The sequence below is a fragment of the Roseomonas sp. HF4 genome, from assembly GCF_005222755.1.
Lineage (GTDB): Bacteria > Pseudomonadota > Alphaproteobacteria > Acetobacterales > Acetobacteraceae > Neoroseomonas.
The window spans coordinates 97956-111037 of record NZ_STGD01000007.1 but is presented as its reverse complement, the minus strand read 5'-3'; the positions used below and the strand labels follow the sequence as shown (position 1 = coordinate 111037).

Below are 13082 nucleotides of genomic sequence, written 5' to 3'. Positions count from 1 at the left end.
TGCGCCGTCGCGCCGCCTTGCGCGCGCGCTGTCCTGTGCGGGCTGGAGAGGAGACACCGCCATGCGCCGCTGGACCGCCACCGCCCTGCTGCTGCTCACGGCCCTTGCCGCCGCGCCCGCCGCGGCCGGCGACTGGCACCGGCCTGCCCCCGGATACGGCTACGGGCAGGGCTGGCAGCCCGCGCCGGCCTGGCACCACCCGTACCGCTTCGCGCCGCCGCGCTACGACCGGCGGGACTGGCGCCATCGCGGCCATGGCTGGCACGACGAACGCCGCGACGGCGGCTGGCGCCGGCACGATGAACGCCGGCACGCGCGGCCCTGGTAGCCGCAAGCGGCATCTTCCGCCGGGGCGGTGGCCGTGCGATCACGATGGCGGCATCGCCCGCCACCGTGGCATGGGGTTGCCGTCAATCGACCGGGCGGCCGCCGGCCGCCGAGCACACGAGGTCCTCGAGGTGAGGAATCCGGCGGGCCCTGCCCGCGAAACGACCGTGGCCACGCGCCGCGCCGCCCTGCTCGGCGCGCTGGCGCTGCCCTTGCCCGCGCTCGCCACCGCGACGCAGGACAAGGTCCGCCTCGTCGTCCCCTTCGCCGCCGGCGGCACGAACGACGAGGTGATGCGCGTGCTGGCCGAGGCGGCCTCTCGGCACCTCGGGCGGCCGATCGAGGTCGAGAACCTGCCCGGGCGCCACGGCGTCCGCGCCATCGCCGGCCTCGCCTCCGCGCCACCGGACGGGCGGCTGATCGCGCAGCTGCCGGTCGCGGCGCTGCGCATGGCGCTGCTGGCGCAACTGCCCTTCGAGGTGCCGCGGGACGTCACGCCCATCCTCGGCGTGGCGGGCGGCGCCTTCGGCGCGATCGCGGCGGCCGGGCGCTTTCCCGGCGGCTGGGCCGGGTTCCTGGCGGAAGCGCGGGAGAAGCCGGGCACGCTCTCCTACGGCAGCGCCGGGTTGAACTCGACCGGGCACCTGACCATGGCGCGCCTGCTGCTGCGCGAGGGGGTTCGGGCCGTGCACGTGCCGTTCCGGGGCGCCGCGCTCGCCGTCCAGGCGCTGGCCGCCGGCGACGTCGAGGTGACGGCCGGCCCCATCCGGATCGGCGCGCTGGTCGAGGCCGGCCAGGCGGAATGGCTTCATGTCTGGACCGCGACGCGGCTGGCGCGCTGGCCCGCGGCGCCCACGCTGCGCGAGCTTGGATACCGGCTGACCGTGACGGCGCCCTTCGGCATCGTCGCCCCCCCCGGCCTGCCGGCCGCCACGGGCGCCGCCCTGCACGACGCCTTCCGCGCCGCCATGGCGACCGAGGCCTTCCGCGCCGTGCTGGCGGAGCACGACATGACCGAGGACTACCGCGACGGCGCCGCCTATGGCGCCTTCCTCGCGCAACAGGCGCGCGCGGAGGAGATGCTGATCGGGCGGCTCGGCCTGCAGCCGTGACGCCGCCGGACGTCCTCGCGCTCGAGCGCGCGACGCTCACCGCGGTGCCGGCGCCGCGCGTCGCCTTCGATGGCGCCTTCGTGGTGCGTGCCCATGCCGGCGGCACGGGGCGCGCCAACGCGGCCTCCTGCCTCGACCCCGCGCCGGATGCGGGCCTCGCGGAGCGCGTCCTGCGGATCGAGGCGTTCTATGCCGCGCTCGGCCTGCCGCCGCGCTTCCGCGCCACGCCGCTCGACCCGCCGGGCCTGGCGGAGCACCTCGCCGCGCGCGGCCATGTCGAGAAGGACGAGACGGTCATCCTGATCGCCCCCCTCGGCGCCCTCGCTGTGCCCGACGCGGCCGCCCGCGCGCTGCCCGCGCCGGATGCGGACTGGATGGCCGTGACCGCGACCGCCGAGCACCAGACCCCCGCCCGGCGACGCGAGAAGGAGGCGACGCCCGACCTGCTCATGGTCCCTGGCGCCTGGATCACGCTGCATGACGCAGGCGTTCCTGCCGCGGTCGTCTCGGTCGTCGCGGCGGGCCCGATCGCCGGCTTCTTCGACCTCGCCGTGCGGCCGGAGCACCGGCGCCGGGGCCTCGCCGCCCGTACCGTCCGCGCCGCCGCGCACTGGGCAGCCGGGCAGGGGGCGGACTGGCTGTTCTGCCAGGTGGCGGCGGCCAATGCGGCCTCACTCGCGCTGAATGCCGGGCTCGGCATGACCGAGGCGTACCGGTACCGCTATTTCGCGCCGGCCGGCGCCACGCAGCCGCTGCGCTTCGGCTGACGCGATTTTTCCGGCGCGCCTGTCGGAATCGGGCAGGCTCGGGGCTCAGGGTGACAGGGCGGAGATGGGTCCGCCCGGCACCAAGGAGCCGACCCATGCAGGTCTGCGTGCTGATCTACGAGCCGCCCGCCGCCGCCGCGCGCCGCAACGATCCCGCCGAGGCCCCCGCCTACTGGGGCGCCTGGACCGCCTATGCCGCCGCCGTCGCGCAGTCGGGCCTGATGGTCGGCGGCAACGGGCTCGAACTGCCCTCGGCCGCCACGACGCTGCGCATCGGCGCCGATGGCCGCCAGGTGCAGGACGGGCCCTATGCCGACACGCGCGAACAGCTCGGCGGGTACTTCGTGTTGGAGGTGCCGGACCTCGACACCGCGCTCGACTGGGCGTCGCGCTGCCCGGTCTTCCCGGGGGGCGCGGTCGAGCTCCGCCCGGTCCTGCCGCCGCCACCCCGGGAATGAGCGATGCCGCGGCGCGCGCGGCGGCGGAAGCCGTCGCGCGCACGCAGTACGGACGGCTCGTCGCCTGGCTGGCGCGCCGCACGCGCGACATCGCGGCCGCCGAGGACGCGCTGGCCGAGGCGCTGCGCGCCGCGCTGGAAACCTGGCCGGCGCGCGGCGTGCCGGACGCGCCCGAGGCCTGGCTGCTCACGGTGGCGCGGCGCCACATCGGGCGCCGCGCGCGCCATTCCGGCGTCCAGGCCGCCGCCGTGAGCGCGCTCGCGATGCTGGCGGACGAGGCGGCGCGCGACGCGCCGGACATGCCGGACGAACGGCTCGGCCTGATGTTCGTCTGCGCGCATCCCGAGATCGAGCCCGCGCTCCGGGCGCCGCTGATGCTGCAGGCGGTGCTCGGGCTGGATGCGGCGCGGATCGCCGGCGCCTTCCTGGTCTCCCCGGCCGCGATGGGCCAGCGCCTGACGCGCGCCAAGGCGCGGATCCGCGACCGCGGCCTCCGCTTCGAGGTGCCGGGGCTCGAGGACTGGGCGCCGCGCCTCGGTGCCGTGTTGGACGCCGTCTACGCCGCCTATGGCAGCGCCTGGCCGGACATGGCCGGCGTGGACCGGCGCCTGACGGGGCTGGCCCAGGAGGCGCTGCACCTGGCGCGCCTGCTCGCCGCCCTGCTGCCGGAGGAGCCGGAGGCGCGCGGCCTGGCGGCGCTGATCCTGCATTGCGAGGCGCGCCGCGCGGCCCGGCGGGACGCAGCCGGGCATCTGGTCCCGCTGACCGAACAAGACCCCGGCGCCTGGGACGCCGCCCTGGCGGCGGAGGCCGAGACGCATCTCGCCGCCGCGGCGCGGGCCGGGCGCGCCGGGCGCTTCCAGGTCGAGGCCGCGATCCAGTCCGCGCATGCCGCGCGCGGCGTCATGGGCGGCACGCCCTGGGCGGCGATCGTGGCGCTCTACGATCTGCTGCTCCGGGTCGCGCCCTCGGCCGGCGCGCTGCTCGGCCGCGCGGCGGCGGTCGCGGAGGCGCGCGGCGCGGCGGAAGGGCTCGCGCTGCTCGACGCCGCGGCGGGGGAGGCGCCGCCCGCCTGGCAGCCCCTCTGGGCGGTGCGCGCGCACCTGTTGGCGCGGCTCGGCCGCGCGGCGGAGGCGCGGGAGGCCTACGACCGTGCCATCGGCCTCACCTCCGAGCCCGGGGAGCGCGCCTTCCTGCAGGCGCGCCGGGCCGCCTTGCCGGGCTGAGCCGGTTGCGCCCGGCGGCAATCCGGACCACATAGGTCGGGTATCAGACCCAATCGCGGAATGCCGCCATGTTCATCGAAACCGAAGCCACGCCCAACCCCGCCACGCTGAAGTTCCTGCCCGGCCGCGACGTGCTCGGCGCGCGCGGCACGGCCGACTTCACCACCGCAGCCGAGGCCGCCGGGCGCTCAGCCCTGGCCGAGCGGGTCTTCCAGGTGGGCGAGGTCGCGCGCGTCTTCCTCGGCTCAGACTTCGTCACCGTGACGAAGGCCGACGAGGCCGACTGGGCGATGCTCCGCCCGCGCGTGCTCGGCGCCATCATGGAGCACTACCTGACCGGCATGCCGGTCATGGAGGCCGGTGAGGCCGAGGGCGAGCACGGCGAGGATTTCGAGCCGGCCGACCAGGAGGTCGTGGCGCAGATCAAGGAACTGCTCGACACCCGCGTGCGCCCGGCGGTGGCCGGCGACGGCGGCGACATCGTGTTCCGCGGCTTCCGCGACGGCATCGTGAAGCTGCGCATGCAGGGCGCCTGCTCGGGATGCCCGTCCTCCCGCGCCACGCTGAAGCACGGGGTCGAGAACATGCTGCGGCACTACGTGCCGGAAGTCGTGGCGGTCGAGCAGGTCGAGGCCTGACGGCACGGCGCCGCCGCGGCCGGACAGGCGCCGCGGCAGGGCGGGCAGGATGCGGGCCGGGTGGCCCGCATCGCGCGTGCGCCGCGCCCGCGCGCGCCGTCCGGCGCGGCGCATCATTCCAATCCCTGATCGTGGCCATTCGACCGCCGCCATGGCGCCTTCGCGACCGGGCGCCATATGCCGCTCCATCTCCCTCCCACCGCGCAGGACCATGACATGCCGCACGAGACGATCGACGACGCCGCCCTCGACCAGCTGTTCCGCGAGGCGCGCACCGCCAATGCCTGGACCGACCGTCCCGTGCCCGACGACAAGCTGCGGGAGATGTACGACCTGCTGAAGATGGCGCCGACCAGCGCCAACGCCTCCCCCGCGCGCTTCATCTTCGTCCGCACGCCCGAGGGCAAGGCGAAGCTGAAGCCCGCGCTGTCCGCCGGCAACCTCGAGAAGACCATGAAGGCGCCGGTGACGGTGATCGTCGCGCACGACCTGCATTTCTACGACAAGCTGTCCGTGCTGTTCCCGCATGCGCCGGATGCCAAGAACTGGTTCACCGGCTCGTCCTACTTCGCGGAGCAGACCGCCTTCCGCAACGGTTCCCTGCAGGGCGCCTACCTGATCCTCGCAGCGCGCGCGGTCGGTCTCGATGCCGGGCCGATGAGCGGCTTCGACGCCGCCAAGGTGGACGACGCCTTCCTCCAGGGCACGAACTGGAAGACGAACTTCCTGGTCAACCTCGGCTATGGCGATCCGGCGGGCCTGTTCCCGCGCAGCCCGCGTCTCGACATCGACGAGGCAGCCCGCTTCGAGTGACCGCTGCCCCGGGGCGCCGGGCGACGGCGCCCCGGAAATGCTTCAGGGCCCGGCGCACGCCGCGCTTGACTCGCACGCCTTGCCGCCGATGTTTGGCGCATCGGGGTGGCAGCGAGGGTGACGCGACCATGGCACGGCTTTCCCTACCGCAGGCAGCGTTGCTCGCCGTGCTCGCCGCGCCCGGCGCGGCGCTGGCGCAGAAGGATGCGGGCGAGGCAAGGCCCGCCGTGATGCCCTTCGGCGCGGCGGCGCTCGGCGGCGATGGCGCGGCGGCGATCGGAGCCGGGCTGCGGCTGTTCCCCGGCCCGGCCGGCGGCGCGACGGTCAGCCCGCAGCCGATGCCGGCCCCGGCCGCCACCGCCATGCCCTCGGCGCCGCAGTCGCAGCCCCTGCCCCATGTGAAGCCGGCCGCGGCGGGTGCCCCGGCGGTGCCAGCCATGACCGGCAAGCCGGCGCCGCTCGGCGCCGCGGCGGGTGCGGCCGGCCGCCCTGCCGCGCCGCCCGCCCGCAGCCCGACGGCGTTCCAGGCAGATCCGGCGGTCTCGGCCCGGGTGCGCGCGCAGGTCCTGGCCGCGGCGCTGCCCGACAGCCCCGATCCGGCGGCGCTCCGCCAGGCGGTCGAGTCCGGCGCGCCCTGGCGGGAATTCGACCGCCTGCTCGCGCAGCATGGCTACGACAGCCGCGACCTCGCCGACGTGATCGGCGCCTTCTACCTGGTCGCCTGGGAGGTCGCGACGGGCGGCGACGCGACGGGCGAGCCGGCGGGCATCGCCGCCGTGCGCGGCCAGGCGCGCGGCATGCTGGCCGGCAATCCCGCGCTCGCCCGCATGACCGAGCCCGAGCGCCAGGCGACGGCGGAGACGCTGGCCTTCCATGCCATGGCGGTCGCCGCGCGGGCGCACGACCTGCAGGCGGCAGGCGGATCGGGCCTGGTGGCCTTCCGTCAGGAGGTGGCCGCGGCCGTGGCGCAGTACCAGGGCATAGACCTCAGGCGCTTCGCCCTGACGCCGGCAGGCTTCCAGCCGCGCTGACCTGGGCCGCCGCGGCGGCATGGACCAGCAGGCGGAGTTCCGCCAGCAGCGCCCAGACCCGATGCGGGTCGAGCCGCACGCCGGGGTCGTTCAGCAGCCGATCCAGTTCGGCCATCCGCGGTTCGGCTTCGTGATCCGTCATCTGCGCCATCCGGGCTTCCAACGACGGGAAGCATGGCCTTGGAAAGCGCCGGAATAGGGCCGCGTCCGTGGCGGCGGCATGGCGCGCGGCATACCGGGCGGACGAGGGTGCCACATTCGTCCCCGTCGAACGCGTCGTGCCCAAGGCACGCCTTCGGCACGACGCGCCGCGCATCCACGCGGCCTGGCTGCGCGGCACAGGTCGCGGCACCCGTCCGGGCACTCGGCTCTTGGGGCCGCAGGTCTGAACTTCGTCCGCTGGGCGTCAGCCCCGGCAGAGGATCTGGAACACCGCCGGCGCCACCGCCGCCGAGACAGCCCGCGCGCCCGTTCCCGCCCCGGTGCGGCCGCGGGCCGGCGCCACGCCCTGCGCGGCCAGGAAGCGCTCGACCTCCGCCGCCCGGATGGCGAAGTTGATGCCCTGCGGCAGGCTGCCGGTCGCGCGCAGCACGGCAATGTCGTTCAGCCGCCCGACCGCGACGCCGAGCAACTGCCCCGCATCGTCCACCGCCGGCCCACCCGAATTGCCGGGCTGCACGGCGGCGTTCATCTGGAAGCGGGACGAATCGCCGCCCGGCCCCGCCAGCCCGGTCACGATGCCGTTGGTCACGTTGAGCCCGGTGCCGAGCGCCTGGCCGTAGGGGTAGCCGAACACCAGCACCGTCTCCCCCAGGTCCACCGCCGCCTGGGGCCGGAACCGCACCACGGAGGCGAAGGGCCGGCCGGTGTCGATCAGCGCGAGGTCGCGCACGCGGTCGGCGGCGACGACGCGAACCGCGCGTCCCTGCTCGTCCACCACCTGCGAACAGCCGGAAACGACATGGGCATTCGTGACGGCCAAACCTGCCTGCGTGACGGCGAAGGCGGTCCCGGTGCCGATGGCGCGGCCGCCGCGGCGGCGGGCGGCCGGCGGGGGCGCGGCCTCCTCCACCTCGGGGCCGCGGGCGACGGGGTCGGCGGGCTCGGCCGGCGGGGCCGGGGCGTCCTCCACGCGCACGGCCCGGCCGTCCGGCAGGCGCAGGTAGCGCGCGACCGGCGCGGGGCCGCCGCCGTAATCCGTCACGAGGGTGCCGTCCGGCACCGCCGCCGGGGCGGCCACGGGCGGCTCGACCTCCTCGGCACAGGCAGGGAGCAGGAGCAGGAGGAACGGCAGGGCGAAGCGCATCGTGACAGGGCAGATTGGGTCGAGGCGCCGCCCGGGGAAGGGTGCGGCGGCCCTCACGCGGCCTGCCGCGCCGCCGGCACGGCGCGCATCCGCCCGCCTGGCACCGCGCCGGGGATGGCGGCGGCCATGTCGGCGGCCACGAGCAGGCGGTTCCAGTCGATGCCGGTCGCGACCCCCATGCGGCGGAACATCCAGGCCAGGTCCTCGGTCGCCACGTTGCCCGTCGCGCCGGGCGCGAAGGGGCAGCCGCCGATGCCGCCGGCGGCGCTGTCGAAGACGCGGCAGCCGGCGTCCCAGGCGGCGGCAACATTCGCCACGCCCATGCCGTAGGTGTCGTGGCCGTGGAAGGCGAAACGATGGCCCCAGGCACCTATCGCGTGGCGGAAGACGCGGTTCACCTGGTCGGGGCTGGCGTTGCCGGTGGTGTCGGCGAGCGCGATCTCCATCTCCGGGTTCAGCGCCACGATGCGCTCCACCCAGTCGAGCGCCTCGGCCTCCGGCACCACGCCGTCGAAGGGGCAGTGGAAGACGCAGGACAGGTTGAAGCGGATCAGCGTGCCGGCCGGCGTGTCGCGCACCAGCGCGGCCAGTTCGGCGAAGCTTTCCTCCCGCGTGCGGTTCAGGTTCGCCTTGTTGTGCCCGGCCGTCGCCGACATGAAGAAGCCGAGGCGGTCGGCGCCATGCGCGATGGCGGTCTCGAAGCCGCGCCGGTTCGGCACCAGCACCGTGGATTCGAGGCCCGGCATCTGCTTGCACGCGGCCAGCACCGCCTCGGTCCCGGCCATCTGCGGAATGGCCTTGGGCGAGACGAAGGAGCCGACCTCCATGCGCCGCAGCCCGGCGTCGTAGCAGGCACGGATCAGGGCGATCTTCGCCTCGGTCGAGACCGGCGCGCCGGTGATGGACTGGATGCCGTCGCGGGGCGCGACCTCGCTGATGATGGCGGTCTCGGGCATGGGAATCTCCGCGGTGCTGGCGGATGGGTTTAGAGCGTTTTCCGCTCCGGCGGTATCGGCACCGGCCCGCACCCCGACCCGGCAACCCAATGACGGTATCCTGGATGGGTGGCCGGGCGGCGGTGCGGGCCGATGCCGCTCATACGAAAAACGCGCTGGTTCCGCGGCTCGGGTTCCGGCAACGCTCCGCCCGGCGCCGGCGCGGCTGTCAGTCCGCGTCGCGCGCGGGCAGCGCCGCCGCGAGCGCCGCGAAGGCCTGGTCCGGGTCGCTCGCCTCCCCCTTCGCCTGCGCCAGCACCTGCTCGATCACGGGGGCGGCGCGCACGGCGGCGTCCGCCTCCGCATCATGGCCGGGCCGGTAGGCGCCGAGGCGCACCAGGTCCTTCACCTCGGCATAGGTCGCGAGCAGCCGGCGCGCCTCGGCCACCAGGGGGCGTTCATGCGGGTCGAGCACGGCGGGCGCGGTGCGGCTGAGGGAGCGCAGCACGTCGACCGGCGGGTAGCGCCCGCCCTCGGCGATGCGGCGGTCGAGCACGACATGGCCGTCGAGGATGCCGCGCACGGCGTCCGCCACCGGCTCGTCGTGCTCGTCGCCCTCCACCAGCACGGTGAACAGCCCGGTCACGCTGCCCGCGCAGCCGTCCGGGCCGGGCCCCGCGCGTTCCAGCAGCCGCGGCAATTCGGTGAAGACCGAGGGCGGGAAGCCGCGCGTCGCCGGCGGCTCGCGCACGGCGAGGCCGATCTCCCGCAGCGCGAGGGCGAAGCGCGTCACGCTGTCCACCAGCAGCAGCACCTGCCGGCCCTGGTCGCGGAAGTGTTCGGCCACCGTCATCGCGGCATAGGCCGCTTCCCGCCGCACCGGCGCGGCGGCATCCGAGGTCGCGCAGATCACGACCGAGCGCGCCAGCCCCGCGGGGCCGAGGTCATCCTCGATGAATTCGCGCAGTTCCCGCCCGCGTTCGCCCACCAGCGCGAAGACGATGACATCGGCCGCCACGCCGCCGGCGAGCATCGCCAGCAGCGTGGACTTGCCGACGCCCGAGGCGGCGAAAAGCCCGAGCCGCTGCCCCTGCCGCACCGGGGCAAAGAGGTCGAGCGCGCGCACGCCGAGCGCGAGGCGCGGGCCGAGCCTGGCCCGGCTGCCCGCGGCCGGGGCCGGGGCATGCGTGGCGCGCGGCCGGGCGCCCGGGGCGGGCGGCGGGCCGCCATCCATCGGCGCGCCCATCGGGTCGAGCACGCGGCCGAGCCAGGCGTCGGAGACCGCCAGCGCCGGGCGCGGCAGCAGCACCGCCCGCGCCCCGGCCGAGAGCCCCGCCAGCGGGCCGAGGGCGATCGCCTCCGCCCGGCCGTCGCGAAAGGCGGCGATCTCGGCCAGGACCGGCGCGGCGCCCGGCGGCTCGAGCCGCAGCCGGTCGCCGATCGCGGCGAGGGGTCCGAACCCCTCCAGCGTGACGGACAGGCCACCGAGGCCCGTGACAGTGCCGTGCACCGCCTCCCGCGGGAGGAGGTCGAGGGCGGCGGCGGTGGCGGCGAAGTCGGGCAGCATGCCCGAAGCATGGCGCCACCGGCATGGCGCCGCGGTTAACGACACCGGCGGCCGCGCGCCGCGATGGCTACAGCACCGCCTCCCCCCGCAGCACCGGCACGCAGCGCCCGCCCACGGTGGCGCGGATGCCGTCCGCCAGCCGCCGGGCGGAAATCGCGAGCACGCTCGCCCGCCCCATCTCGACCCCCTGGCTGACCTGCCAGCGCCCCTCCGCCCCGCCGCCGGCCGAGAGCAGCAGCGCGGCGAGCGTGGAGGCCGCGCTGCCGGTCGCCGCGTCCTCCCATGTGCCGGACAGCGGCGCGAACATGCGCGCGCGCAGCATCGCGCCCTCCCCCCTGGCATGGAGGTAGAGCGCGAAGCGGCCGCCCATCCCGGGGTGCTCAGCCCTCGCGCGCTGGAAGGCGGCGAGGTCCGGGGCGGCCTGCGACAGCGCCTCGGGCGCCACCTCGGCGATCACGAAGGGGTTGCCGACCGAAGCCTCCCGCGGCGGATGCACGCCCTGCAGCACCGCGGCCTCGGGCAGGCCGGCGCAGGCGGCGACGGTCGCGGCCGCGACCGGGACCCCGAGCGAGAGCGGCTGCGGCGCCGCGACATCGGCGCCGACCACCCGCCCGCCCGCGTCGCGTTCCAGCGTCACCTCCACGAGGCCGGCGGGTTCCTCGAAGCGGTAGGCACGCGGCGCTTCCTCGTCCTCCCGGCCGAGCACGAAGGCGGTGCCGACATTGGGGTGGCCCGCGAAGGGCATCTCCTCCGTGCGGTTGAAGATGCGGACGCGCGCGCTGTTGTGCGGGCCGTCGGGCGGCAGGACGAAGGTCGTCTCGCTCAGGTTGAACTCGGCCGCGAGCGCCTGCATCTCGACGCCGCTCAGGCCGCGCGCATCGGGGAAGACCGCAAGCGGATTGCCGCCGAAGCGACGTTCGGTGAACACGTCCACGGTCACGAAGCGGAATGCCCGCATGTCACGTCGGCTCCCCTGCCGCGGCCCGCGCCGGCCGCCGTGAACTGAAAGCACGCCGCGCGCGGCGGCGCGAGCGCCACGTCGCGGCGCGGGCCACGACGTGAGGCGGCGCACGCCGCGTTCGCCCTTCGTGAACCCGCACTTGCCGATCATGCGCCCATGGGCCGAAGATCGTCGCGGCTCGCAACGACGTCGCAGGACGGAGGAGACGCACAGGCCATGACCGACACGACGCGGGACGCCGCCGACGCCACCACGCCAGCCAGCGAGACGCGGCCCGCGCTCGGGCGGCGGCTGCTCATCCTCAACCTCGCGGTCGGCGCGGCCGCCGCCACGACGGCGGCGCCCGCCGCGGCGATCGAGCCGACCCCGGTGCAGTACCGCACCGGCCTGTCCGATTCCGACCCCAGCGATGCGCCGGGCTATGGCCGTGGCGGATATCGCGGGCGGCCGCGCACCGGCATCAACGACGGCGACCCGAACGACCCGGCCGGCTATGGCCGCGGCGGCAATCGCGGCCGGGCCTATACCGGCATCAACGACGGCGACCCGAACGACCCCTCGGGCTATGGGCGCGGCGGCAATCGCGGTCGCCAGCGCACCGGGCTCAACGACGGCGACCCGAACGACCCGGCGGGCTACGGCCGCGGCGGCGGCTACCGCCCGCGCAATGTCACCGACAGCGACCCGAGCGACGCGGCGGGCCGCGGACGCGGCTGGCGCTGAGCAGCCCCGGACCCGCGATGACAGCCACGCTCGCGCAGGAAGCCTGGGCGCTCGCCTTCGGCTCGATGTCCCTCGAGGACGGCATGGCGCTGCGCGAGGGCACCGCCTGGCGCGCCTTCCCCGGCAACGATCCGGGCCGCTACGCGCACCTGCTCTCGGTGGCCGACCTCGACGCCTTCCTGCGCACCGATGCGGCACGCGCGCCGCGCGTGTCGATGGCCGACGGCGCACGCACGGGCAGCGCCGCGGTGCCGCAGGACGACTTCCTGGAACCCGACTCCGAGCGCGTCGACCTGCCGCGCCTGCTGGCCCGCCACGATGCGGGGGCGAGCCTCGTCGTCTCCCAGTTCCAGGAGATCCACCCGCCGCTGGCGCGCTTCTGCCGCGGGCTCGAGAAGGCCTTCCTGCACGGCGTGCAGGCCAACATCTACCTGACGCCGCCCGGCGCGCAGGGCTTCCGCGTCCATTTCGACACGCACGACGTGCTGGTGCTGCAGGTCTCGGGCAGCAAGGCGTGGCGGGTGTGGGACGCCATCCCCTACGCCGCGCCGACCCGCCACACGCCCTGGCACGGCAAGGCATCGCCCGAGGGCGAGCCGCACGACCTGGTGCTGTCCCCCGGCGACAGCCTCTATCTGCCGCGCGGCGTGATGCACGAGGCGATGGTGCAGGCCGGCGCCGAACCGTCGCTGCACATCACCGTGGGCTTCATGGAGCCCGGCATGGGCGAGATGCTGCGCGACCTGCTCGCCACGCTTGAGGCCGAGGAACCCGCGTTGCGCGCGGCGCTGCCGACCTGGCGCCTGGCCGACCCTGACGGCATCGACGCGGTGCGCGGGCGGCTGGCGGCGGCGCTCGGCGCGCTGGCGCGGCCGGACGTGGCGGACCGGCTGGCGATGGCGGCGCTCGACCGCCTGGTCCGCTTCCGCATGCCGATGCCCGGCCGCGCGCTCCATACGCCGCCGCCCGGCGCCGCCGACCGGCTGCGGCTGTCCGAGGCGATGCACCATGTCCTGCTGCCGCTGCCCGAAGGCGGCGCCCAGCTGCGCTGGTATGGCGGGGAGGAGGACCTCGGCGACCGGGAAATCGCCTGGGTGCAGGCGCTGGAGGACGGCGCGGCGCCGGAGGCGCTCGGCGACGGCGCGCTGGAATTCTGCCGGCGGCTGGCCAAGGCCGGGCTGCTCGAGCCCGCCTGACCACGGCACCTGGATTGCATAG

15 protein-coding genes are annotated in these 13082 nt (G+C 75.9%); 10 read left to right on the top strand and 5 right to left on the bottom strand.

Going from position 1 to position 13082, the window contains the following annotated elements; genetic code table 11:
- Positions 1-61: 61 nt before the first annotated feature.
- The 8 genes from E8M80_RS12645 to E8M80_RS12610 all read left to right on the top strand — a co-directional run bounded on the left by E8M80_RS12645 (position 62) and on the right by E8M80_RS12610 (position 6372).
- A complete protein-coding gene (locus E8M80_RS12645) occupies positions 62-328 on the top strand; it encodes a hypothetical protein (RefSeq protein ID WP_137126059.1) in 267 nt (88 codons plus the stop codon).
- A gap of 166 nt (positions 329-494) precedes the next feature.
- On the top strand, positions 495-1439 hold the full coding sequence (locus E8M80_RS12640) for a tripartite tricarboxylate transporter substrate binding protein (RefSeq protein WP_137126058.1): 945 nt from the start codon (positions 495-497) through the stop codon (positions 1437-1439).
- The gene (locus E8M80_RS12635) at positions 1436-2206 is read left to right on the top strand and encodes a GNAT family N-acetyltransferase (RefSeq protein WP_137126057.1); all 771 of its coding nucleotides are present in this window, start codon (positions 1436-1438) and stop codon (positions 2204-2206) included. Before E8M80_RS12640 ends, E8M80_RS12635 begins: the two co-directional genes overlap by 4 nt.
- A 95-nt stretch (positions 2207-2301) precedes the next feature.
- Complete coding sequence (locus E8M80_RS12630) at positions 2302-2664, top strand: YciI family protein (RefSeq protein WP_137126056.1); 363 nt, start codon at positions 2302-2304, stop codon at positions 2662-2664.
- Positions 2661-3890 carry an RNA polymerase sigma factor gene (locus E8M80_RS12625; protein ID WP_137126055.1) on the top strand — a complete coding sequence of 410 codons (1230 nt, stop codon included), beginning with the start codon at positions 2661-2663 and terminating at the stop codon, positions 3888-3890. Before E8M80_RS12630 ends, E8M80_RS12625 begins: the two co-directional genes overlap by 4 nt.
- 68 nt (positions 3891-3958) lie before the next feature.
- A complete protein-coding gene (locus E8M80_RS12620) occupies positions 3959-4528 on the top strand; it encodes a NifU family protein (protein ID WP_137126054.1) in 570 nt (189 codons plus the stop codon).
- A 216-nt stretch (positions 4529-4744) separates the two neighbouring features.
- Entirely contained in the window at positions 4745-5341 is a 597-nt protein-coding gene (locus E8M80_RS12615; protein ID WP_137126053.1) for a malonic semialdehyde reductase, read from the top strand.
- A 128-nt stretch (positions 5342-5469) separates the two neighbouring features.
- A complete protein-coding gene (locus tag E8M80_RS12610; RefSeq protein WP_137126052.1) occupies positions 5470-6372 on the top strand; it encodes a DUF6683 family protein in 903 nt (300 codons plus the stop codon).
- Here the strand turns inward: E8M80_RS12610 and E8M80_RS26285 are convergent.
- The 5 genes from E8M80_RS26285 to E8M80_RS12585 all read right to left on the bottom strand — a co-directional run bounded on the left by E8M80_RS26285 (position 6329) and on the right by E8M80_RS12585 (position 11138).
- Entirely contained in the window at positions 6329-6514 is a 186-nt protein-coding gene (locus tag E8M80_RS26285) for a peptide chain release factor 1 (protein WP_206035625.1), read from the bottom strand. The two genes, E8M80_RS12610 and E8M80_RS26285, sit on opposite strands and share 44 nt — an antisense overlap.
- Positions 6515-6778: 264 nt before the next feature.
- On the bottom strand, positions 6779-7678 hold the full coding sequence (locus tag E8M80_RS12600; protein ID WP_137126051.1) for a S1C family serine protease: 900 nt from the start codon (positions 7676-7678) through the stop codon (positions 6779-6781).
- 53 nt (positions 7679-7731) lie between these two features.
- Positions 7732-8634 carry a hydroxymethylglutaryl-CoA lyase gene (locus E8M80_RS12595; protein WP_137126050.1) on the bottom strand — a complete coding sequence of 301 codons (903 nt, stop codon included), beginning with the start codon at positions 8632-8634 and terminating at the stop codon, positions 7732-7734.
- 208 nt (positions 8635-8842) lie between these two features.
- Positions 8843-10180, bottom strand: a complete 1338-nt coding sequence (locus E8M80_RS12590) for a FliI/YscN family ATPase (RefSeq protein WP_137126049.1) — start codon at positions 10178-10180, stop codon at positions 8843-8845.
- A 67-nt stretch (positions 10181-10247) separates the two neighbouring features.
- Positions 10248-11138 (bottom strand): PhzF family phenazine biosynthesis protein, encoded by an 891-nt coding sequence (locus tag E8M80_RS12585; RefSeq protein ID WP_137126048.1) that lies wholly within the window; start codon positions 11136-11138, stop codon positions 10248-10250.
- Between the two features lie 219 nt (positions 11139-11357).
- Between E8M80_RS12585 and E8M80_RS12580 the strand changes: the two genes are divergently transcribed.
- Complete coding sequence (locus E8M80_RS12580; RefSeq protein ID WP_137126047.1) at positions 11358-11864, top strand: hypothetical protein; 507 nt, start codon at positions 11358-11360, stop codon at positions 11862-11864.
- A 17-nt stretch (positions 11865-11881) separates the two neighbouring features.
- Positions 11882-13060 carry a cupin domain-containing protein gene (locus tag E8M80_RS12575; RefSeq protein ID WP_137126046.1) on the top strand — a complete coding sequence of 393 codons (1179 nt, stop codon included), beginning with the start codon at positions 11882-11884 and terminating at the stop codon, positions 13058-13060.
- Positions 13061-13082 lie beyond the last annotated feature (22 nt).

What these genes read in the sequence shown, in the direction of transcription:
- E8M80_RS12625 (WP_137126055.1), top strand. Translation starts at nt 2,661, where the DNA reads ATGAGCGATGCCGCGGCGCGCGCGGCGGCGGAAGCCGTCGCGCGCACG.
- E8M80_RS12585 (WP_137126048.1), bottom strand. Translation starts at nt 11,138, where the DNA reads ATGCGGGCATTCCGCTTCGTGACCGTGGACGTGTTCACCGAACGTCGC.
- E8M80_RS26285 (WP_206035625.1), bottom strand. Translation starts at nt 6,514, where the DNA reads ATGACGGATCACGAAGCCGAACCGCGGATGGCCGAACTGGATCGGCTG.
- E8M80_RS12590 (WP_137126049.1), bottom strand. Translation starts at nt 10,180, where the DNA reads ATGCTGCCCGACTTCGCCGCCACCGCCGCCGCCCTCGACCTCCTCCCG.
- E8M80_RS12595 (WP_137126050.1), bottom strand. Translation starts at nt 8,634, where the DNA reads ATGCCCGAGACCGCCATCATCAGCGAGGTCGCGCCCCGCGACGGCATC.
- E8M80_RS12630 (WP_137126056.1), top strand. Translation starts at nt 2,302, where the DNA reads ATGCAGGTCTGCGTGCTGATCTACGAGCCGCCCGCCGCCGCCGCGCGC.
- E8M80_RS12610 (WP_137126052.1), top strand. Translation starts at nt 5,470, where the DNA reads ATGGCACGGCTTTCCCTACCGCAGGCAGCGTTGCTCGCCGTGCTCGCC.
- E8M80_RS12620 (WP_137126054.1), top strand. Translation starts at nt 3,959, where the DNA reads ATGTTCATCGAAACCGAAGCCACGCCCAACCCCGCCACGCTGAAGTTC.
- E8M80_RS12615 (WP_137126053.1), top strand. Translation starts at nt 4,745, where the DNA reads ATGCCGCACGAGACGATCGACGACGCCGCCCTCGACCAGCTGTTCCGC.
- E8M80_RS12645 (WP_137126059.1), top strand. Translation starts at nt 62, where the DNA reads ATGCGCCGCTGGACCGCCACCGCCCTGCTGCTGCTCACGGCCCTTGCC.
- E8M80_RS12575 (WP_137126046.1), top strand. Translation starts at nt 11,882, where the DNA reads ATGACAGCCACGCTCGCGCAGGAAGCCTGGGCGCTCGCCTTCGGCTCG.
- E8M80_RS12580 (WP_137126047.1), top strand. Translation starts at nt 11,358, where the DNA reads ATGACCGACACGACGCGGGACGCCGCCGACGCCACCACGCCAGCCAGC.
- E8M80_RS12600 (WP_137126051.1), bottom strand. Translation starts at nt 7,678, where the DNA reads ATGCGCTTCGCCCTGCCGTTCCTCCTGCTCCTGCTCCCTGCCTGTGCC.